The organism is Pseudomonas alvandae (assembly GCF_019141525.1).
GTDB lineage: Bacteria > Pseudomonadota > Gammaproteobacteria > Pseudomonadales > Pseudomonadaceae > Aquipseudomonas > Aquipseudomonas alvandae.
Genome location: NZ_CP077080.1, coordinates 645,479 through 666,914, shown reverse-complemented (window position 1 = coordinate 666,914; position 21,436 = coordinate 645,479). Strand labels below are relative to the sequence as shown.

Annotated in this window: 16 protein-coding genes; 2 read left to right on the top strand and 14 right to left on the bottom strand. The window is 62.2% G+C overall.

Annotated features, from left to right (window positions below; genetic code table 11):
• Positions 1-94: 94 nt before the first annotated feature.
• The 8 genes from hutH to hutC form a co-directional block, all read right to left on the bottom strand.
• Positions 95-1,618, bottom strand: coding sequence for a histidine ammonia-lyase (gene hutH, locus KSS97_RS02945; protein WP_217861059.1), 1,524 nt, complete (start codon positions 1,616-1,618; stop codon positions 95-97).
• A gap of 169 nt (positions 1,619-1,787) precedes the next feature.
• Positions 1,788-2,618 (bottom strand): quaternary amine ABC transporter ATP-binding protein, encoded by an 831-nt coding sequence (locus KSS97_RS02940; RefSeq protein ID WP_050586211.1) that lies wholly within the window; start codon positions 2,616-2,618, stop codon positions 1,788-1,790.
• The gene (locus tag KSS97_RS02935; protein WP_030138265.1) at positions 2,615-3,466 is read right to left on the bottom strand and encodes an ABC transporter permease; all 852 of its coding nucleotides are present in this window, start codon (positions 3,464-3,466) and stop codon (positions 2,615-2,617) included. The genes KSS97_RS02940 and KSS97_RS02935 overlap by 4 nt, the downstream gene beginning before the upstream one ends.
• 71 nt (positions 3,467-3,537) lie before the next feature.
• Positions 3,538-4,506, bottom strand: coding sequence for an ABC transporter substrate-binding protein (locus KSS97_RS02930; RefSeq protein ID WP_014336129.1), 969 nt, complete (start codon positions 4,504-4,506; stop codon positions 3,538-3,540).
• A 70-nt stretch (positions 4,507-4,576) separates the two neighbouring features.
• Entirely contained in the window at positions 4,577-6,043 is a 1,467-nt protein-coding gene (locus KSS97_RS02925) for a purine-cytosine permease family protein (RefSeq protein ID WP_198797387.1), read from the bottom strand.
• A gap of 149 nt (positions 6,044-6,192) precedes the next feature.
• Entirely contained in the window at positions 6,193-7,881 is a 1,689-nt protein-coding gene (gene hutU, locus KSS97_RS02920; RefSeq protein WP_039592729.1) for a urocanate hydratase, read from the bottom strand.
• 477 nt (positions 7,882-8,358) lie between these two features.
• A complete protein-coding gene (locus tag KSS97_RS02915) occupies positions 8,359-8,928 on the bottom strand; it encodes a HutD/Ves family protein (protein ID WP_198797386.1) in 570 nt (189 codons plus the stop codon).
• Positions 8,925-9,635, bottom strand: coding sequence for a histidine utilization transcriptional repressor HutC (hutC, locus tag KSS97_RS02910; RefSeq protein WP_181291028.1), 711 nt, complete (start codon positions 9,633-9,635; stop codon positions 8,925-8,927). Before hutC ends, KSS97_RS02915 begins: the two co-directional genes overlap by 4 nt.
• 145 nt (positions 9,636-9,780) lie before the next feature.
• On the opposite strand from hutC, the gene KSS97_RS02905 reads away from it, so the two are divergent.
• Positions 9,781-11,145 carry a formimidoylglutamate deiminase gene (locus tag KSS97_RS02905; RefSeq protein ID WP_217861058.1) on the top strand — a complete coding sequence of 455 codons (1,365 nt, stop codon included), beginning with the start codon at positions 9,781-9,783 and terminating at the stop codon, positions 11,143-11,145.
• 135 nt (positions 11,146-11,280) lie between these two features.
• Here KSS97_RS02905 and KSS97_RS02900 read toward each other — a convergent pair whose 3' ends face one another.
• Positions 11,281-11,850, bottom strand: a complete 570-nt coding sequence (locus KSS97_RS02900) for a lipocalin family protein (protein WP_030141454.1) — start codon at positions 11,848-11,850, stop codon at positions 11,281-11,283.
• A gap of 43 nt (positions 11,851-11,893) precedes the next feature.
• Positions 11,894-12,148: a hypothetical protein gene (locus KSS97_RS02895; protein WP_003186715.1), complete on the bottom strand. Its 255-nt coding sequence runs from the start codon at positions 12,146-12,148 to the stop codon at positions 11,894-11,896.
• Between the two features lie 284 nt (positions 12,149-12,432).
• Here KSS97_RS02895 and KSS97_RS02890 point away from each other — a divergent pair, with 284 nt between their 5' ends.
• Positions 12,433-14,325: a methyl-accepting chemotaxis protein gene (locus KSS97_RS02890; RefSeq protein ID WP_030141455.1), complete on the top strand. Its 1,893-nt coding sequence runs from the start codon at positions 12,433-12,435 to the stop codon at positions 14,323-14,325.
• Positions 14,326-14,447: 122 nt separating this feature from the next.
• On the opposite strand, the gene KSS97_RS02885 is transcribed toward KSS97_RS02890, so the two are convergent.
• The 4 genes from KSS97_RS02885 to KSS97_RS02870 all read right to left on the bottom strand — a co-directional run bounded on the left by KSS97_RS02885 (position 14,448) and on the right by KSS97_RS02870 (position 21,170).
• Positions 14,448-15,044: a DUF924 family protein gene (locus tag KSS97_RS02885; protein WP_217861057.1), complete on the bottom strand. Its 597-nt coding sequence runs from the start codon at positions 15,042-15,044 to the stop codon at positions 14,448-14,450.
• A 3-nt stretch (positions 15,045-15,047) separates the two neighbouring features.
• Positions 15,048-16,058 (bottom strand): class 1 fructose-bisphosphatase, encoded by a 1,011-nt coding sequence (locus tag KSS97_RS02880; RefSeq protein WP_030141457.1) that lies wholly within the window; start codon positions 16,056-16,058, stop codon positions 15,048-15,050.
• 121 nt (positions 16,059-16,179) lie between these two features.
• The gene (locus KSS97_RS02875) at positions 16,180-17,517 is read right to left on the bottom strand and encodes a DUF3999 domain-containing protein (protein WP_438269633.1); all 1,338 of its coding nucleotides are present in this window, start codon (positions 17,515-17,517) and stop codon (positions 16,180-16,182) included.
• 32 nt (positions 17,518-17,549) lie between these two features.
• Positions 17,550-21,170 carry a DUF2339 domain-containing protein gene (locus KSS97_RS02870; protein ID WP_217861055.1) on the bottom strand — a complete coding sequence of 1,207 codons (3,621 nt, stop codon included), beginning with the start codon at positions 21,168-21,170 and terminating at the stop codon, positions 17,550-17,552.
• Positions 21,171-21,436: the final 266 nt, after the last annotated feature.

Sequence of the window (21,436 nt, the reverse complement as noted above, 5' to 3'; positions counted from 1 at the left end):
GCCAGTCGCTCCGGAATGTTCCGTTATCCGTCACCTTCGCTTTTTGGGCGATGCCTTGTGGGCTAGGTGCCTTGGCACGCTGGCGCTCTTTTGATCAATTCAAATTCGGTAACACGGTGCCCAGCACGTCGGGGTCTCTGATCAGCCCGGCGGCACTGGCGATGTCCGGCGCCAGCCAGCGGTCCTGATCGTAGGCCGGAACGCGCTCGCGCAGCAGTTTCCAGGCGATGTCGGTGCCGGCGCCGAAGCGTTGGGCCTTGAGAAATTCAAAGGCCTGGGCCGCCAGCAGGTATTCGATGGCGAGGATCTGCGTGCAGTTTTCCAGCGCCCGATGCAGCTTCAGGGCCGCGTTGGTGCCCATGCTCAAGTGATCTTCCTGCAAGCCGGAGGTGACGAAATTATCCAGCACCGCCGGTTGCGCCAGTTGCTTGTTTTCCGCGCACAGCGACGCGGCGACGTATTGCACGATCATCATCCCCGAATTCACACCAGGATTGGCGACAAGGAATGCCGGCAAACCGCTGACGTGCGGGTTGATCAAGCGGTCGAGGCGGCGCTCGGCGATGGAGCCGATCTCGGCCATGGCAATCGCCAGCAAGTCCGCCGCCAACGCCACCGATTGGCCGTGGGGATTGGCCTGGGACATGACCCGGAAATTCTCTGGCGTCCCCAGGAGCAGCGGGTTGTCGGTGACGGCGTTGAGCTCGGTTTCAATCTGTTGCCGGGCGTGCTCCAGTTGATCGCGAGCAGCGCCGTGCACTTGCGGAATCGAGCGGATGCTCAAGGCGTCCTGGGTGCGGATGCCCAGGCTCGACGCGATGACTTCGCTGCCATCGAGCAATGCCCGCAGATTCACGCCAACCTGCTGCATGCCGGGGTGTGGCTTGAGCGCGATGATCTCGGCATCGAACGCGGCAATCTGCCCGCGCTGGGCTTCGAAGCTCATGGCGCCGATCACATCCGCCCATTGCACCAGCCGCGTGGCATCGGCCAGGGCCAGGCAACTGAGGCCGGTCATGCACGGCGTGCCGTTGACCAGGCACAAACCGTCCTTGGCCCCCAGTTGCACCAGTTGCAGACCTTCTGCGGCCAGGGCCTGTTGCGCCGGGATTATTTGCCCGCGATAGCTGACCTGGCCGACGCCCAGCAGCGCGATGCCGATGTGCGCCATGTGGGTCAGGTAGCCCACCGAACCCTGGGACGGCACTTGCGGCGTGATGCCGCGATTGAGCAGCGCCAGCAACGCCTCGACCACCCGGCGATGAATGCCGGACTTGCCTTGGCTGTAGTTGTGGATGGCGGCGCAGAGGATTGCCCGGGTCTGCTCGTCGGAGAGTGCCGGGCCGACACCACAGGCATGGCTGAGCAAGGTATTGCGCGACAGCTGGCTGAGTTGTTCATCCTTGAGCGAGACATTGCACAATGCCCCGAGGCCGGTGTTGACGCCATAGGCGCGCTCGCCGCTTTCGACGATGCGCTGGACGATGGCCTGGGCATTGTCGATCCGCGCCCAGACTTGGGCCGACAGTTCCAGCGGCGCGCCGAAGCGGGCGACGGCGACCACGTCCTGCCAGCGCAGGGGGGCGCCGGTGATGATGATTTTTTCAGCCTGGGACATCTTCAACCTCATGCTTGCAACTTGAACATTGATGCAGCTTTGCCGGCCCTATCGCGAGCAAGCTCGCTCCCACAGGGATTTCCTTTGGGCAAAAAATGTGTGAACAAAGGAGGCCCCTTGTGGGAGCGAGCTTGCTCGCGATGACGCCAGCCCAGCCATCACAAATCCCTCAAACCACCGCCGCCCGCCGCTGCACAAACCGATCGACATACTCATCCGCCGGCGAGTGCAGGATCTCCCGCGGCGTGCCGACCTGGATCAGCTTGCCGTCCTTGAGAATCGCGATGCGATTGCCGATGCGCACGGCCTCGTCGAGGTCGTGGGTGATGAAGACGATGGTCTTGTGCAGGGTCTTTTGCAGTTCCAGTAACTGGTCCTGCATTTCCGCGCGAATCAGCGGATCGAGGGCGCTGAAGGCTTCGTCCATCAGGATGATGTCGGTGTCCGCCGCCAGGGCCCGGGCCAGGCCGACGCGCTGGCGCATGCCGCCGGAGAGCTGGTGCGGGTATTTGTTCTCGTAGCCTTTCAGCCCGACGGTGTTGATCCAGTGCAGTGCGCGCTCGGCGCACACCTGCTTGCTCTCGCCGCGCACTTTCAAGCCGTAGGCGACGTTGTCCAGCACGCTCTTGTGCGGCAGCAGGCCGAAGCTCTGGAAGACCATGCTGATCTTGTGCCGGCGAAATTCGCGCAGGGCGTCCATGTCCAGTTGCAGGATGTCTTCGCCGTCCACCAGGATCGCGCCGCTGGTGGGATCGATCAGCCGGTTGAAGTGGCGCACCAGGGTGGATTTGCCGGAGCCGGACAAGCCCATGATCACGAAGATCTCACCGGTACCGATGCTCAGCGACAGGTCGTTCACGCCGACCACGCAGCCGGTTTCGGCCAGCACCTGGTCCTTGGTCTTGTTCTGGCGGATCAGCTCCAGGGCCTCCTTGGAGCGGTTGCCGAAAATCTTGAAGACATTCTTGACTTCGATCTTGCTGATGGCTGCGTTGCTCATTTGCTCACCTCATGCCGAGGACGACCATAGGCCTGGGTAATGCGGTCGATGACCACGGCGAGAATCACGATGGCCAGCCCCGCTTCCAGGCCGCGCCCGACGTTGAGGGTCTGGATGCCCACCAGCACGTCTTCACCCAGGCCACGGGCACCGATCATCGAGGCAATGACCACCATCGACAGGGCCATCATGGTGGTCTGGTTGATCCCGGCCATGATGCTCGGCAGGGCCAGGGGCAGTTGCACGCCGAACAGCTGCTGCCAGCGGTTGGCGCCGAAGGCGTTGATGGCTTCCATCACTTCGCCGTCCACCTGGCGGATGCCCAGGTCGGTCAGGCGAATCAACGGTGGCGCGGCGTAGATCACCGTGGCGAAGATCGCCGGGACCTTGCCCAGGCCGAACAGCATCAACACCGGAATCAGGTACACGAAGCTCGGCATGGTCTGCATGATGTCCAGCAACGGCATCAGCACCGAACGCAGGCGATTGCTGCGCGCCGAGAGGATGCCCAGCGGAATGCCGATCATCACCGAAATCAGCGTCGCCACCAGCATCAGGGCGAGGGTCTGCATGAGCTTGTCCCACAGGCCCACCGCGCCCACCAGGAACAGCAGGCCGACGATCACCGCCGTGGTGACGACCTTGCGCGTGGCGTGCCAGGCAACGCCGCCGACAATGGCCAGCATCAGCCACCAGGGCGCCATGCGCAGCAGGCCTTCGAGGTTGACGATGGCCCACAGCAGCGTGTCGGAGATGTGCCGGAACACGTCGCCATAGTTGGTCACCAGGGCGTCGACCCAACCGTTGACCCAGTCGGCGATGGAGAAGGTAAAGCTTTCGGGAAACATAAGAGACTCTCGATCAGGTGGATGCGGTGAATGTCCCGGCCAGCCCATGGGTTGGCCGGGAGATATTCGACCTACAGAGCCGCGTCGATTTTCTTGGCAGCGTCTTCGCTGACCCACGCATGCCAGACTTCAGGATGTTCCTTCAGGAAGATCTTCGCCAGTTTCGGCGACTCGATCCGCTCTTTGGCCATGCGCCCGAGGTTCTGGTTCAGGATATCGATGGGCAGGTTGACCTTTTCCAGGACCGCCACCAATTCCGGGGCTTCGTCGTGGAAGGTCTTGGACAGGCCGACCTTGATGCTCACGCTTTTATCCACGCCCGGTTTCTCTTCCAATTTCACCAGGTCCACCTGCCCCATCAGCGGCGTTGGCGACCAGTAGTAGAACAGGATCGGTTCGCCACGCTTGTAGCTCGACAGCACCGCCGCATCCAGCGCCGGGCCGGTGCCTGGACGGAAGTTGGTGTAGGTTTTTTCCAGGCCGTAGCTTTTCAGCATTTCGCTGTTGTCCAGCTCGCAGGTCCAACCGGCCGGGCAGTTGTAGAAACGGCCCTTGGACGGTTCTTCCGGGTCCTTGAACACGGCGGCGTACTGGCCCAGGTCGGCGATGTTCTTCAGGCCCGGCGCCTTGGCTTCGAGCTTGCGCTTGGCGTCGCCTTCAACCACGTAGCGCGGCACGTACCAGCCTTCGATGGCGCCCACCACCGGGGCACCGACGCCGACCACTTTGCCGGCCTTCTCGGCCTTGTTCCACACTTCGCTGCGGCCGACCCACTCTTCGGCGAACACCTGGATGTCGTTGCTGCTCAGGGCGTTCTCCATGGTGATGGAGTTGCCCGGCAGGCTGTCGGTCTTGCAGTCGTAGCCTTTTTCCAGCACCACTTGCAGGACGTCGGTCAGCAGCATGCCGCTTTCCCAGTTCAGGCCGGCGAACTTCACCGGTTTACCCGACTCGCACCAACCGGCCGCTTGCGTGGCGCCGGCGCTGGCCAGCAGGCCCATGGAAAGCAATGTGGTCAGCAGGGTCTTGTTCGACTTCATTATGTGACGCTCCTAATCAGTTGGATTGGCTTACGGCAGTCAAGAGGCATCCAGCCCTGTCAACGTCCCATCAGACCGCTTGGATGCGGCCCGCCCTGCTCGGTTGTGCGTCAACCGCGTCCTGCTCGACTGGCAGGATCAATTGATCGGGTACTGCGCTGTGCCACTTCCTGGCGAGGACGTAGTACAGCGCCGCCGGGACCACCAGGCCGATGATCCAGGAGATATCCACTCCACCCATGGCTTTCACCAGTGGGCCGGTATAGAACTTGGTCGCAATGAACGGCAATTGAACCAGTACGCCAAAGACATAGACGCTGATGCCGAGCACGTTCCAACGGCCGTAGCGACCGTTCGGATCGGCCAGCGCCGGCACGTCATAGCGCTCGCGCGTGATGCAGTAGTAGTCCACCAGGTTGATCGCACTCCATGGCGTGAAGAACGCCAGCAGGAACAAGATGAAGGACTTGAACGCACCGAGGAACGAGTGCTGGCCGAGCAGCGCAATCAGGGTCGCGGCGCCGACAATGAACAGCACGAACACCAGGCGCTGCACACGCGTTACGTTCAAGTGGCCACGGAATCCGCTGATGATGGTCGCGATGCACATGAAGCTGCCGTAGGAGTTCAGCGTGGAGATGGTGACCTTGCCGAACGCGATGCTGAAGTACAGCAGCGCAGCGGTGGCACCGGTCCCGCCCAGGCCGACGATGTAGGCCACTTCGTGACCGGCGAACTGGCCGTTGGCCGAGGCGGCGGCGAACACGCCGAGGATCATCGCCACTTGTGCGCCGATGACTGAACCGGCGCCTGCGGCGAAAAAGGTTTTCACCGACGACGTCTTGCTCGGCAGATAACGCGAATAGTCCGCCACGTAGGGGCCGAAGGCGATCTGCCAGGAAGCCGCGAGCGACACCGCCAGCAGGAAGCTGCTCCAGCTGAAATGGCGGATTTGCAGCAGTGCGCCAACGTCGGTCTGGCTGATCAACCGAGCGAACAGATAGACAAAGGCGATCACGCCAATGGCGCTGGCGACACGGCCAATGAAGTGAATCACCCGATAACCGAGCACCGTGACCAGCACGATGACACTGGCGAAAATGAGGATGCCGACACTGTCGCTGACGCCAAACAACTGGCCCAGCGCCTGGCCGGAAAGCACGGTTCCCGTTGCGGTGAAGCCCAGGTACATCAGGCACACCAGCACGATCGGGATGGCCGCGCCGTACACGCCGAACTGCACCCGGCTGGAGATCATCTGCGGCAGTCCCAGCTTGGGCCCTTGCGCAGCATGCAGTGCCATGACGCCACCGCCGAGCAATTGGCCGATCAGCAAACCGATCAACGACCAGAACACATCACCGCCCAACACCACCGCCAATGCACCGGTGACGATTGCAGTGATCTGCAGGTTTGCCCCCATCCAGAGGGTGAACTGGCTCAATAACCGCCCGTGCCGCTCCGCTTCCGGGATGTAGTCGATCGAACGTTTCTCGATCAACGGCTTGCTGCTTTCGCGTGTGCTGGTGACAGCCATGGTTCAACCTCTGTGGATTGTTCTCGGATTCATTTGCGCCGCATTCCTGTGGGAGCGGGCTTGCTCGCGAAAGCGGTGTGTCATTCAACACCTGCCTCGGATGTAAAACCGTCTTCGCGAGCAAGCCCGCTCCCACAAGGGATCCGGGTTTACTTGCCGGTGATCATCGGCAGGTTCAGCCCCTGCTCCTTCGCGCAATCGATTGCAATCTGGTAACCGGCATCGGCATGGCGCATCACGCCGGTGCCCGGGTCGTTGTGCAGCACGCGGGCAATCCGCTCGGCCGCTTCGTCGGTACCGTCGCAGACGATCACCATGCCCGAGTGCTGGGAGAAGCCCATGCCGACGCCACCACCGTGGTGCAGCGACACCCAGGTCGCGCCGCTGGCGGTGTTGAGCAAGGCGTTGAGCAGCGGCCAGTCGGAAACGGCGTCGGAGCCGTCCTGCATGGATTCGGTTTCACGGTTCGGGCTGGCCACGGAACCGGAGTCGAGGTGGTCGCGACCGATGACGATCGGCGCCGACAACTCGCCGCTGCGGACCATTTCGTTGAACGCCAGGCCCAACTTAGCGCGCTGGCCCAGGCCGACCCAGCAGATCCGTGCCGGCAAGCCCTGGAAGCTGATGCGCTCGCGGGCCATGTCCAACCAGTTGTGCAGGTGGGCGTCGTCGGGAATCAGTTCTTTGACCTTGGCGTCGGTCTTGTAGATGTCCTGCGGGTCACCCGACAGCGCCGCCCAGCGGAACGGGCCGATGCCACGGCAGAACAACGGACGGATGTAGGCCGGGACGAAACCCGGGAAGTCGAAGGCATTCTCGACGCCCTCTTCCTGGGCCATCTGGCGAATGTTGTTGCCGTAGTCGAAGGTCGGCACGCCCATCTTCTGGAAGGCGAGCATGGCTTTGACGTGGACGGCCATCGATTGCTTGGCGGCTTTCACCACGGCAGCAGGCTCGGTCTTGGCGCGGGCGCGGTATTCGTCCCAGGTCCAGCCGGCCGGCAGGTAGCCGTTGAGTGGGTCGTGGGCGCTGGTCTGGTCGGTGACCATGTCGGGGCGCACACCACGACGGACCATTTCCGGCAGGATCTCGGCGGCGTTCCCACACAGCGCGATGGATATTGCCTTGCCTTCGGCGGTGTATTTCTCGATGCGCGCCAGGGCGTCGTCGAGGTCCTTGGCTTGCTCGTCGACGTAGCGGGTTTTCAAGCGGAAATCGATGCTCACCTGCTGACACTCGATGTTCAGCGAGCACGCACCGGCCAAGGTCGCGGCCAGCGGTTGCGCGCCACCCATGCCGCCCAGGCCGGCGGTCAGGACCCAACGGCCCTTGAGGTTGGAATCGTAGTGCTGGCGACCGGCCTCGACGAAGGTTTCATAGGTGCCCTGCACGATGCCCTGGCTACCGATGTAGATCCAACTGCCGGCGGTCATCTGGCCGTACATGGCCAGGCCCTTGGCGTCGAGCTCGTTGAAGTGTTCCCAACTGGCCCAGTGCGGCACCAGGTTGGAGTTGGCGATCAGCACGCGCGGGGCGTTGCTGTGGGTCTTGAACACGCCCACCGGCTTGCCGGATTGCACCAGCAGGGTTTCGTCGTCGTTCAGGTTGGTGAGGCTTTCGACGATCTTGTCGTAGCACTCCCAGTTGCGCGCCGCGCGGCCGATGCCACCGTAGACCACCAGTTCCTTGGGGTTCTCGGCCACTTCCGGGTCGAGGTTGTTCATCAGCATGCGCAGCGGCGCTTCAGTCAGCCAGCTCTTGGCGGTCAGCGTGTTACCGCGAGGGGCGCGGATTTCAACGTCACGGTATTTTTCGGGTTTGCGGGTAGCGTCGGTCACAGCAAAAACTCCTCAGCGATCAATCCAGACCAGCCCGGGCAGTGGGCAGCGATTTAGCGAACGTTGCGTTGAATGCAGGTAACTCATACGCATACGTCTTTACTTGTATGTACAAGCATATGCAATCAAGCGGCCAACTTGTTGAAGGGATGTTCAAGAAAGATTGACGAATCGGCGGAAAGCCCCGTCGTAGAAAGGCTGCCGAGATGCATGAATTTTTTGAAGGAGATTTTTCGGGAAAAATCGGAAGGTCATAAAAACGTGGTATTGCGCCACGCTGGGGCGTTCGGTAACAAATTGGTGCACAGAAGAAACAGAGGGCAGGCACTTTGTGGCGAGGGGATTTATCCCCGCTGGGGTGCGCAGCAACCCAAAAAGCATAAATGCGATCAGCCTGACTCACTGAGTTGGTAGATCTGGGGCTGCTTCGCAGCCCAGCGGGGATAAATCCCCTCGCCACAGGGTGAGTGAAGGCGCCTAGTGAGCCGTCAGCTCAATCACGCAGCATTGACCGTGAGTGGAAACATCCACCAGCGTGGTGTTACCGCTCAGTTGCAGACAATCGTAAAGCCCCAAGTCAACGGCGGACTCCCCGATCCTGATAACCAACCCCGGAGCCGCACTGAACACCAATACCGTCTCCGCTTCGCTGAAAAACCGCTGCTGACCGCCCAACCACTGTAATCGGGCACGGTAACGCTGCGGCGCGTAGATCAGGTTGAAGTCGCGAATCGGTCCACCCAGCAGGGTGCAATTCACATGACTCTCACCGCTGAACGCAAAAGGGTCCAGCGGATGCAAAGGCCGCGTGGCCTGGCCATCGACGTTCAGTGTCATGCCATCCCCTTGCAAGACGCTGATGACCCGCTCGTAACCGGCGAAGGTGGAAAAACCACCCGACTCACCAATATCGGCAATCGACAGGCGCCAGCCGAAACCTTCGAGGCCGGCACCGGCATCGCGGGTGATTTCTTCCGTGCTGCCACCGCCGTTCTTCCACGGCATGCGCGGGTAATCCGCAGCGCGTAAAACCTTCAACTGGCTCATTTATGAAAACGCCCTTCCAGACTGTGACGGGAGCCCGGATGGATCAGGCGTGCGGCGGTCACCGGCTGGCGCCCGGACCAGGTGCGGCGACGGATCAACAGGCACGGCTCGCCTCGCTCGATCTGCAACAGCTTGCATTCGCTGGGCTCGGCCAGGATTGCCTCGACCACATGCTCGCCTTCGGTCAGCGGCGCAACCTGATTCAGATAGGCGTAGGGCGTTTGGAGGGTGAAGTCTTGCTTGAGATACTCGGGCGCCACCAGCGCGTTGACGAAACGGTCTTCGATTTGCACGGGGATGTCGTTCTCGAAATGCACGATCAACGAGTGGAACACTTTCTGGCCTTCGCGCATGTCCAGGGCCAACGCGCGCTCGGAACCGGCGGCCTCTTCTTCGAGCGTGATGACTTTGCAGGTGTGGCGATGACCACGGGAGGCGATCTCATCGGCAATGTTGTGCACTTCGAACAGCGCGGACTGGCTCTTGGGCTCGGCCACGAACGTGCCGACACCCTGCATGCGCACCAGCAGGCCGTCGGCGGTCATTTCCCGCAGGGCGCGGTTGATGGTCATGCGGCTGAAGCCCAACTGGCTGACCAGTTCGCTTTCCGAGGGCACGCGGTAATGGGGCGGCCAGTTTCCACTGTCGATCTGCTGGGTGATCATCTGTTTGACGCGGGCGTACAAGGGCGCCGGACTGTCACCCATGTGTGCGGCCAGCGGCGGTTTGGCAGGCGGAGTCGGCACGGCGTATTCCTGTTCTGCGAATGTTGATGACTAGCTTGCCGGAGTTTACCGGGCAGGCAAACGTCTGTATATGTATATACAAATTACACGCAACGAGGTTCAACCGATGTCCGCCTTCTTTGCCGAGCGTGCGCTACTGCCTAATGGATGGGCCAACGATGTACGTCTTGAGGTCGACGCCGAGGGCGTCCTGACCCATGTCCAGGCCGATTTCCACGCAGACGGCGCCGAACGGCTTGGCGGTCCGCTGTTGCCGGGCATGCCGAACCTGCATTCCCATGCGTTCCAGCGGGCCATGGCCGGCCTGGCGGAAGTGGCGGGCAATCCCAATGACAGTTTCTGGACCTGGCGCGACCTGATGTATCGCCTCGTCGGAAAGATCAGCCCCGACCAGCTTGGCATCATCGCCCGGCAGCTTTACATCGAAATGCTCAAGGCCGGCTATACCTCGGTTGCCGAATTCCATTACGTACACCATGACACCGACGGCACGCCTTACGCCGACCCGGCCGAACTGGCCCTGCGTATCAGTCAGGCCGCCAGTGCCGCGGGCATTGGCTTGACCTTGCTGCCGGTGCTCTACAGCCATTCCGGTTTCGGCGGCCAGGCACCCAACGACGGGCAGCGCCGGTTCATCAACAGCACCGAAAACTACCTGAAGCTCCAGTCACGCTTGCAGCCGATCCTGGCCGGGCAACCGTCCCAGGCGCTGGGCTTGTGCTTCCACTCGCTGCGCGCCGTGACACCGGGGCAGATCCATGACGTGCTGGCCGCCAGCGACCGTGATTGCCCGGTGCACATCCACATCGCCGAACAGCAAAAGGAAGTCGACGACTGCCTGAGCTGGAGCGGCGTGCGTCCGCTGCAATGGCTGTACGAAAATGCCGAGGTGGATCAACGCTGGTGCCTGGTCCATGCCACCCACGCCAATCCGCAGGAAGTCAGCCTGATGGCCAAGAGCCGGGCGATTGCCGGCCTGTGCCTGACCACCGAAGCCAACCTGGGCGACGGGATTTTTCCCGCCGTGGACTTCCTCGCCCAAGGTGGGCGAATGGGTATCGGGTCCGATAGCCATGTGTCGCTGAGCGTGGTCGAAGAGTTGCGCTGGCTGGAATATGGCCAGCGGCTGCGGGACCAGCGCCGCAACCGGTTGTACCGAACGGATCAGCCGATGGTGGGACGTACCCTGTATGACGCAGCGTTGGAAGGTGGCGCCCAGGCGTTGGGCCAACCCATCGGAGCATTCGAGGTCGGCAAGCGCGCCGACTGGCTGGTGCTCGATGGCAACGATCCGTACCTGGCCACGGCCAATGGCGACGGCATCCTCAACCGTTGGCTGTTTGCCGGCGGCGATCGCCAGGTGCGGGATGTGATGGTTGCCGGCAAGTGGCAAGTGCGCGACGGACACCATGCCGGCGAGGAAGAAAGCGCCCGGGCGTTTACCCAGGTCCTGCGCGAGCTATTGAATTGACACCAAAAAATCAAGATGGAAATACAAATGTGGGAGCGAGCTTGCTCGCGATGAGGCCTTTACCTTCAACATAAATGTTGATTGAAAGTCCGCTATCGCGAGCAAGCTCGCTCCCACATTGGTTTCGGGTGACGGTCAGTCCGAAGTCTTGGCCATCTGCCGGTCCGACGCACGCCAGACCAACCGCGTCGTGTCATACCCTTGCTGCCGCGCTTTGCTCAGCAGCTCTTCGCGTACATCGACCTTGACCGTTGGCGTGCGGGACAGCAGCCACATGTAGCGACGGCTCGGGTCACCAACGATGGCGGTCTTGTAGTCATCGCTGACGTACAGCACCCAATACTCACCCTTGGCCACGCCCGGCAGGACTTTCGAGAACCAGGTATCGAATTCGACCCAGAGCTTGTCGGTCTTGCCCGGCACCTGCGGGTAAGCGGTGCCCCTGGCCTCTTCCCACTTCCAATCGGAGGTCAGGCAGCGGTTGAACACGTCCACATTGCCGTCAGGCTTGAGGGTGTAGTGAGCTTCCGATTGCGCGCAGTTGCGCTGGAAATACATCGGCAGGCGGGCCAGCTCGTACCAGGTCCCTTGGTAACGCTTGAGATTGACACTGTTGACAGTCTTGGGCGCCAACGGGTCTACGCCAGAAGTGGCACAGCCGGCCAATACCAGGCCAGCCAAAAGCACAAAAACTAACCGCATCATTATTTTTTTCTCCCGTGGGCGCTTGGCCCCGGTTTACTCCAGGTTACTTCAGGCCTTGGCCGGAAAACATCAACACTTTGTCACCGGCGTACTGCACGCTGATAAAGCTTTTCTGGTCGCCCCAGGTGCAGCTGGACATGCCGAGCGCGCCCGAACAGTCAGTCGGTTTTCCCAGCAACGTCTCGACCTCGGCCTTGGGCATCCCGGCCGACAGCTTCGAATAGTTTTCCTGGTTGACCTTGCTGCATGCGGTCAACACGACGCACATAAACAGCAGGGCGATAGAACGCAGCGACATGGTGTAACTCCTGGAACGGAAGGGAGGTGGCAGGGTGCCAACCTGAACCTTAGAAGAGAAAACCCCTATCTGGTTCCCCGACTACCCCAGTATTTATTGGCTGCGCAAAGGTGTTTCACCGATGAATCAGCCAGAGTGTGACGGGGTCGTGCCTTTCGTCGGGATAGCTGCCCCGGAGCCTGATGAGCCGGGCTTGCGGGCCGATAAAAAGTAACAGCGCAAAATCCTGCGTTATGGCAAATTGACTCCCCTTTTTGACCCGTCCCCTCGCGGTAGCGTTCTTAATGACCAGAAACATGAAATTCAGCCACAAAATCCTGTTGGCTGCCGCCCTTGTGGTGGCCGTCGCATTCGCCTGTTTCATCCTGTTCAACGACTACCGCCAACGACAAAGCCTCAACACCAGCACCGAGACGTCCATGCAGGAACTCGGCAGCCTGACCAGCCGTAACATCCAGACCTGGGTCGAAGGCCGAATCCAATTGCTGCAATCGCTGGCCCAGCAAATCGCTATCGACGGCAGCGCTGCCGACAGCCTGAAACGCGCCGTGGGCCTGCCGGCCTACACCAGCAATTTCCAGCTCAGCTATTTCGGCGGCACCGACGGCGTGATGTTTTCGGTACCGGCCGGCAATCGTGCCGCCGATTACGACCCGCGTGCCCGTGGCTGGTACAAGGCCGCCAACAGCGCCCAGCAGACCATCGTCACCGAACCCTACATCGCCGCTTCGTCGGGCAAACTGGTGATCACCGTTGCCACGCCGGTACAGCGCCAGAACCAGATGATCGGCGTGGCCGGGGCGGACATCGATCTGTCGAGCGTCAGCGCCATCATCAACTCGCTGAACTTCGGCGGCCACGGTCACGCGTTCATCGTCAGCGCCGACGGCAAGATCCTCGTGCATCCTGACAGCAAGCGCGTGCTCAAGACCCTCACCGAGGCCTATCCCAACGGTGCGCCTCAAATCAGTCCGGGCGTTAAAGAAGTCGACCTCGACGGCAAAACCCAATTTATCTCTTTCACCCAGGTCAACGGCGTCCCCGGTGCCAACTGGTACGTGGCGCTGGTGCTTGATAAAGACACAGCCCTGGCGATGCTCAGCGAGTTCCGCACCTCGGCGCTGATTGCCATGGCCATTGCCGTGGTGTTCATCATCGCGCTGCTGGGCATGCTGATCCGCGTGCTGATGCAACCGCTGCTGACCATGGGCCGCGCCATGCACGACATCGCCGAAGGCGAAGGCGACCTGACCCGCCGCCTGACCATCCACGGCCATGACGAATTCGGCGCGCTGGGCACCTCGTTCAACCGCTTCGTCGAGCGTATCCACACCTCGATCCGCGAAGTAGCCTCGGCAACCGGTCAGGTCAATGAAGTCGCCCTGCGTGTCGTCAGCGCCTCCAACTCGTCGATGTTCAACTCCGACCAGCAGGCCTCGCGCACCAGCAGCGTGGCCGCGGCCATCAACCAGCTCGGTGCCGCCGCCCAGGAAATCGCCCAGAACGCCGCCCTCGCCTCGCAGCACTCCAGCGAGGCCCGCAACCTGGCCGAAGATGGCCAGCAAGTGGTGGATAAAACCATCACGGCGATGCAGCAGCTGTCGGCCAAGATCAGCGATTCGTGCGGCAACATCGAAACGCTGAACAGCAACACGGTGAACATCGGCCAGATTCTCGAAGTGATCACCAGCATTTCCCAGCAGACCAACCTGCTCGCTCTCAACGCTGCCATCGAAGCGGCCCGGGCCGGTGAAGCCGGTCGCGGCTTCGCGGTCGTCGCCGACGAGGTGCGCAACCTGGCCCACCGCACCCAGGATTCGGCGCAGCAAGTGCAGAAGATGATCGAAGAGCTGCAGGTCGGCGCGCGGGAAGCGGTGCTGACCATGACCGACAGCCAGCGCCAGAGCGAAGGCAGCGTCAGCATCGCCAACCAGGCGGGCGAACGCCTGGGTAGCGTGACCCAGCGCATCGGCGAAATCGACGGCATGAACCAATCCGTGGCCACCGCCACCGAAGAGCAGACCGCCGTGGTGGAATCAATCAACGTCGACATCAACGAGATCAACACCCTGAACCAGGAAGGTGTGGAAAACCTGCAAGCGACCTTACGCGCCTGTTCCGACCTGGAGCAGCAGGCGGCGCGGTTGAAGCAGTTGGTGGGGAGTTTCCGGATCTAGTGCTCTCAAGGGCCCTTTCGCGAGCAGGCTCGCTCCCACAGTTGACCGCGTTCCGTCAGGGAAACCTGATCAACTGTGGGAGCGGGCTTGCTCGCGAAGACGGTATCAGCCTCGCAGAAAATTCAGAACCTGGACCCAGGCCTGCTCAAAAACTCCAGCTCATCCGCCGTGGACTCGCGCCCCAACACCGCATTGCGATGGGGAAAGCGTCCAAACCGGGCAATGATCTTCTGATGCCGTTCGGCATAATCCAGGTTGTCTTCAAACACCGCCCGCTGCGCCTCGGGTTGCTCCCGGACCAGCTCGATAAACCGCGATACGGCTTCGTTCTGCACCGCGAGGTTTTCGCAGTGTTCGAGGACGAGGTAGATGAATACACGCTGGATCGGTCGCAGTTGCCGGTCGAAACCCGCCGCCAGACCCTGGGCCACCAGCGCTTGGGCACGCAGGTCGCCGGAGAAGCTTTCGGGCGCGTTGCGAAAGATCATCCGCGGAAGTTGATCCAGTAGCAGCACCAGGGCCAGCCAACCTTCCGGGCGTTGCGCCCAATCGGTCAATCCGCCGGCCAGTGCTTGCTCGACCAGATCACCGAAGCGCTCTCGCGCCTGGCGATCATGGCCTTTGCCAAACCACAGCTTGCCCTTGTCAGCCGCGATCTCATCTGGTTTTTCGGCTGTGCCAAACCACCAATCGAGCAACGGCTGCCAGGGCTCGGCCATGATTTACTCCTTGTGGTAAGCCGTGGCGCGCGCCACTTCTTCTTTCGAGCCGAGGAACACTGCGACGCGCTGGTGCAGGCCTTCAGGCTTGATGTCGAGGATGCGCTGGTGGCCGTCGGTGGAAGCGCCGCCTGCCTGCTCCACCAGGAACGACATCGGGTTGGCTTCGTACATCAGGCGCAGCTTGCCCGGCTTGGACGGCTCGCGGCTGTCGCGTGGGTACATGAACAAACCGCCACGGGTCAGGATGCGGTGTACATCGGCGACCATCGCAGCCACCCAACGCATGTTGTAGTTCTTTTTCAGCGGGCCTTCTTCACCAGCCAGCAACTCGCTGACGTAGCGTTGTACCGGGGCTTCCCAATGACGCTGGTTGGACATGTTGATAGCGAATTCCTGGGTGGTTTCAGGAATGGTGATGTCTTCGTGGGTCAGTACGAAACTGCCCATCTCGCGGTCCAGGGTGAAGCCCTTGACGCCGTCGCCCAGGGTCAGCACCAGCATGGTCTGCGGGCCGTAGATGGCATAGCCGGCGGCAACCTGTTCGGTGCCGGGCTGCAGGAAAGCCTTTTCATTCAGGGCTTCGTTCTGGCTCAGGTACTCGTTCGGGCAACGCAGTACCGAGAAGATCGTGCCGACCGGCGCGTTGATGTCGATGTTCGACGAACCGTCCAGTGGGTCGAATACCAACAGGTAGGCGCCTTTCGGATACTTGCCCGGGATCTGGTAGGCATTGTCCATTTCTTCGGACGCCATGCCGGCCAGGTGACCGCCCCACTCATTGGCTTCCAGCAGGATTTCGTTGGAGAGCACGTCGAGCTTCTTCTGCACTTCGCCCTGCACGTTTTCGGTGCCCATGCTGCCCAGGACACCGCCCAGCGCGCCCTTGGACACGGCGTGGCTGATCTCCTTGCATGCACGCGCCACCACTTCGATCAAAAAGCGCAGATCGGCAGGGGTATTGTTGCTGCGGGTCTGCTCAATCAAATAGCGACTCAAGGTAACGCGGGACATGGACGGCTCCGAAGAATAGGGGGCGGAAAACCCGCGCAGTTTAGCGCGAGTCGGGACTTAATTCCTCCTATGAGACGGGATATGGAGGATTGAGTTCATATCCGGGCCTGCCAACCTGCGCCTACGGGGATTTGACCGGCGGCTTGCGCAGCAGGCTGAACGCCATCGCACCGAGGAACACCACGCTGAGCAGCAACACCGCCCACAGGCCGATCTTCTTCCAGTTGGTACTCACAGCCACCGGCGGCGCTTCAACCGCTGGCGTCGAGGTCGCCGTTCCGTTGACCGTTGCAGTACCCAGCGTCGCCAGGCGCGACGGCTTGTAATCCGGGATCAGCGTGGTCAACGGCAAGCTGGCCGCCTTCGCCGTCGCACTGCCCAGTGCCAGGTTGTAGGGCGCGTCGCCGCGCGCCAGGAACACCACTTGGGTCGGGCGCACGGCAAAACGCAGGGCCGGGGCCTCGGTGCCCAGGCCGCCGCCGCGCTCGTCCACGGTCAGTTTCAATTGCTGCACGGTCTGGCCGGACAACTGCAGCTGGTTTTGCTGCACATCCTGACCATTCTGGGTCAGGCGATAGAGCAAGCCACCGCCCATCGGCTGCCATGGATGGCTGCTTTCGCGGCGACCGGCCAGGGTCACCGGCGCCAGGCTGTTGGCCTGGCTCAGTTCCACCTGGACTTGCTCGATGTTCAGCCCCATCGGCAATTGCCAGGTATATTCACCGGCCTTCGTCGTGGTGCCCGCCAACGGCTGCGACCAGACCAACGGCAGCGGCAGGCTTTCGCGGCTGGCGCTTTGCAGTTGGGCCGAGGTCAGCACCGGCGCCGAGGACGGCGAATCCCACAGCAATCGCAAGTACCGCGCCGATTGTCCGGGCAGGCTCACTTCGTGCTGCTCGACCCGCTCATCGGCGAATGTCAGCCGCGCGACCTGGCCTTCGCCCCACGCCTGCCAGTGCTGCAGGTCGTCACTGGCCTCGATGGTGAAGCGCTGGAAACCGTCGCGCTCGCTGGTCCAGTCCAGGATCAACTGTTGCAGCGGCGCCTTGATCGCGCTGGCGTCGAGCAGCCAGCCACGCAATTCCTCTTCCCCGGCTTCGAGCCGACTGGACGGCTGGACTTCCACCAGCGTGCCGTTGGCGTTCGATTGCACACGTACGCTGGGCGCGCGTTCACTGTCGTCGGCAGCGTTGTACAGCGGAAACCACTTCACATCGGTCAGGGTGCGATTCTCCCGGCTCTGGGCCGATTCGCGCACCAATGCATAGGCCTGGGCCTGGCCGGCGGCGTTGAACACCCGCACGTCACTCAGGTCGGTCTGCCGCGCCCGCAATTGGACATCCAGCGGCAACGCCAGGCGATACCACGGGCCTTCACCGCTCAAGGCCAACGGCACCTGATGGGCGAAGTCTTGCGGCTGCTCCGGTGCCGCAGCCGCCAAGGCCACCCACAACCCCATCAGGCCCAGCCCGATTCGACTCAACTTGCGACTCAAGACGACACTCCCTCACTGACAGGCATTGGCGGCTCGGCATCCACGGCCGGCTCCGGGCGCTTGGGTGGCAGCGGCGCAAAATAGCCGACCACCAGCAGCAAGACACCCACGCCAATAAACGACACGATCCGCGCCAGGCCGCCGCGGTTACTCAATTCGACGAAGAACAACTTGGCCACGACCACGGCGATCAACACCGCGCCGACCAGCCACACTTCCCGGCGATGGCGCAGGTGCCCGCCGATCATCAGGCCCAGGGCAATCAAGGTCCAGACGATGGACAAGCCGGCCTGCACGAACATCGAGTCGAGCAGCGCATCCAGCGCGTACGGCACACCCATCCACTGGTGGGCCGTACGCATCACCAGGGCCGTGAAGAACGCGAACAGCGACACACCGGCGATCAATTGAGCGATGTACCCGATGCGGCTCCAACGGTTCGTCGATTGCTCCACCGCGTTGCGCGCCCACACATAGATACCGAACAAGGCGAACAGCAGGCCCAGCTCCAGAGGGTTGAGCAACGGCACATAAGGCAGTGGCTCGGAGTTGCCGTCACTGAAGGTGTTGGTCAGCCAGAACCAACCGAGCATCAACAGCGCCATGGGTGCCGCCGCGTAGACGCGATATTCGCGCGGTTGGGCCGAAACCGGCCATGGCAGGGTACGCGGCGTGGCCATCAACACCAGGTAAAGGCCTGGCAGGATTGCCCAGGCCAGCCAGCGCCAGGCATTGTACTGCTCGGACAACAACAGCAGGCCGTAACGCAGCTCCAGCATCAACACCGTCATCAGCAACCAGCAACCGAGCACGTGGGCGGTACTGCGCGCACGGGGCGGGAGCATCGGCGCCAGGCGCTTGAGCGAAAAGAAGTGCACGGCAAATATTGCCAGCCAGGCAAGCCAGCCGAAATCCGCCGCCGGGTGATAGTGGCTGTGCCCCGTTGCCACCAGCACGCAGCCCGCCGCCGGAATCAACAAGGTGCACAGCAGCCCCAGCGCCGGCCATTTCAAGCGCAGGGCCAGAACTGTCCACACCGCCACGCTGATCGCCGCGACCAGCAGCAGCCAGCTGCCTTGCAGGTTCGCCGGAGCAAAACGCAGCACCTCGCTGACCCACGCGAGCGCCCACCAGCCGGCGCCCCAGATCAGCAACAGCTCGGACAGGCGTTGCAAGCTCAGGACGTCCAGTTCCTGCGCGGCGTGTGCCCGTTGCAATCGCCAGGCGCCGACCAATGCCGCCAATCCCAGCACCAGCGGTGTCCAGAAACCACTGTGGGCCAAGGGTCGCAGACCTTCGGACTGAAGAGGCCCAAGCAGGAACGGCCCAGCCGCCAGGAACGCTGCGCCGCCCAACAGTTGCAGCAACAGGCCGAAGACAAAGCTCACGCGTTGCTTCAAGTACAGGCTCAGCCAGATGATCAACAAGCCGCTGGCCGCCCATACGCCGCTCGCCGTTTGCCAAGGCAGGACGAACAGCACCGCGAGATTGATCAGCACCAGCCCCGCCAATAGCACCACCGACAGGCCGCGCAACAGCCGGGGATCGTTGCGTACCATGTCGTCGCGAGCCGCCAACAGCATCCCGCCAATCAACGCCAGGCCGATCAGCGAGGCGCTGAGCAGTCCGTTCCAGCCGGCATTCAACACCGCCGAATCTCCATCGGCGCCTTGCAGGCGCATCAGGAACAGCGCGCCGCCCAACAGTTGCACCGCGAACGCGGTAAACAGAAAGGCCCGTGATTGCAGGCGCAGACCAATGAACAGCGTCGCCAGGCCGGCGAAGGCCCAGGCGATGGCGGTGCCGTGGGTAAAAAAGAACAGCGGCGCCAGCAAGTAGAGGAAACCTAACCCCAACACCGCCAGCACAGGCTGAGCCTGACGCTCCCAGTTCGCGACATGGCCGGGCTCGGCCTTGTGCAGTTGATAGAAGCTGAACAGCAAGGCACAACCGAGCATCAACGCGCCCAGCCACGACCCCTCCAGCAGGCTGCCTTCACCTGCATGCAATTCGCTGACGAAGGCCAGCGCCGAACCCAATTGCAGCAACAGGGCAAAGATTCGTGCGAAGGGTCGCTGTTGGCGCAGGCCCAGCCAGAAGATCCCGGCGCCTTCCACCGCCCAGGCTGCAGCAGTCCAACGGGCATCGAGGCCAAGCGGAATGGCCAGGCTGCCGAAAATCACCCCCAGGGCCAGGCAGGTTTCAGCCAGCAATACAGCGCGACCGCCCATCAATACGCGCGCCAGTCCCATATAAATCATGCCCAAGGCCAAGGCACTGAACGCTGCGGCGAATTCCAAGTGTTGCACCAAGGCGAACTGCAAGCCGAAGCCAACCAACGGCGGGCCGAACAGCATGCTGCCGTCCACGTAATCGCCCTTGCGCGCCGACCAGCGCAGCATGGCGTCGCGGCTGCCATCTTCAGGCGCGTCGCTCATTTCCAGCAGCTTGCGCCGGGTAAACAACAAGCCGATCGCCAGGTACACCAGGAAGAAAACGATGAGGAAGGGTTCGGTGCTCCACAGCAGTTCCGGCGTATAGGAGCGCAAGCCCCAGGCGAAACCGATGCCGAACGTGCCGACGAAGCCGATCAGGTTGAGCATCCGCCAGGCCTTGAACCAAGCGATTGCGAGGATGCCGGCGTTGAGCAGGATGAAATAGCTGAACAGCGCGACATGGTTGCCGCTGCCGGTGGAGGTCAGGATCGGTGCGGCAAAGCCGCCCAGCGCCGCAGCCGCCGCCAGGCCCATGGCGTTCTGGGTCACTGCCAGGATCGCCGAGAACACAGTGACCGCGACCAGCAGCCCCAAGGCAGCCTTGGAATCGAGCAACGGATGCAGGCGCATGGCGGCGAACACCGTCAGGTACAACACGGCGATCCCGGTCCCCTGCAGCATCAGCGCATAACTGCTGTTGCGTTGGCGCAACCACCAACCCAGGCCCAGCAGGCCCAAGGCGCTGGCCGCAACGCCGGCGTAGCGCAATTCGATCGGCACCACCATGCCTTCGGTGGCGTAGCGCAGCAGGAAAGCCAGGCCGAGGAACAACAACACCACGCCGACCCGCAGCACGGTGTTGCCGCCGAACAACCAGTCGCGCGCGCCGATGAGGGCGCGGTCGAACAGATTCGGGCCACGGGGAGCCGCAGGCGCAGGCGCCGTCGGTTCAAGGGGCAACGGCGCAAAATCGCGATTGGCGCGACGGCTGGAAGCGGCTGGCGCAGGGCTCCAGATTTCGTCAGGCAACGGCTGGCTGGCCTGGGTGCTCATCACGGAGACGGGTTCGCGGTCTGGCGGCAATTCCCAGACGAGGTCCGGCTCGGTGCGCGTTTCGGGTTTTGCAGCCTGTGGCGCGATGACCTCGGCCGCCGGCGCCGGATCACTCGGCTGGGCGGCCTTGCCGCGTTCGAGAACCGCCAGCCGCGCTTCCAGGGTGAGCAGACTCTGCTGGGCCTCTTGCAGCAGGATCTGCTGTTTGGCCGCCTGGATGCCAAGGCGCCCCAGCCGAAACGACTGGGCGATGCCGAGCCCGACCAACGCACCTATCAGCGCATCGGCGAACGACTCGTCCACCACCCAGCCAAGAGCCAGGCCCAACAGTGTCAAAATCCATTGCATATGGTCGATATCCCTAAGCGGCCCGTTGCGGGCATGACCGGGTGATGCGGTGCCCGGATCAGTCTAGTGGAACAGCACAATCCTTGTGGGAGCGGGCTTGCTCGCGAAAGCGTTGTGTCAGGCACATCATTGCTGTCTGACACAACGCTTTCGCGAGCAAGCCCGCTCCCACATTAGAATATTGGTGCTGCCAATGACTGGGCTACGACACCGCAACCCGGCGAATCTGGCGCTTAGTATATCGACGAAGCCCAACCGCCGTTGGG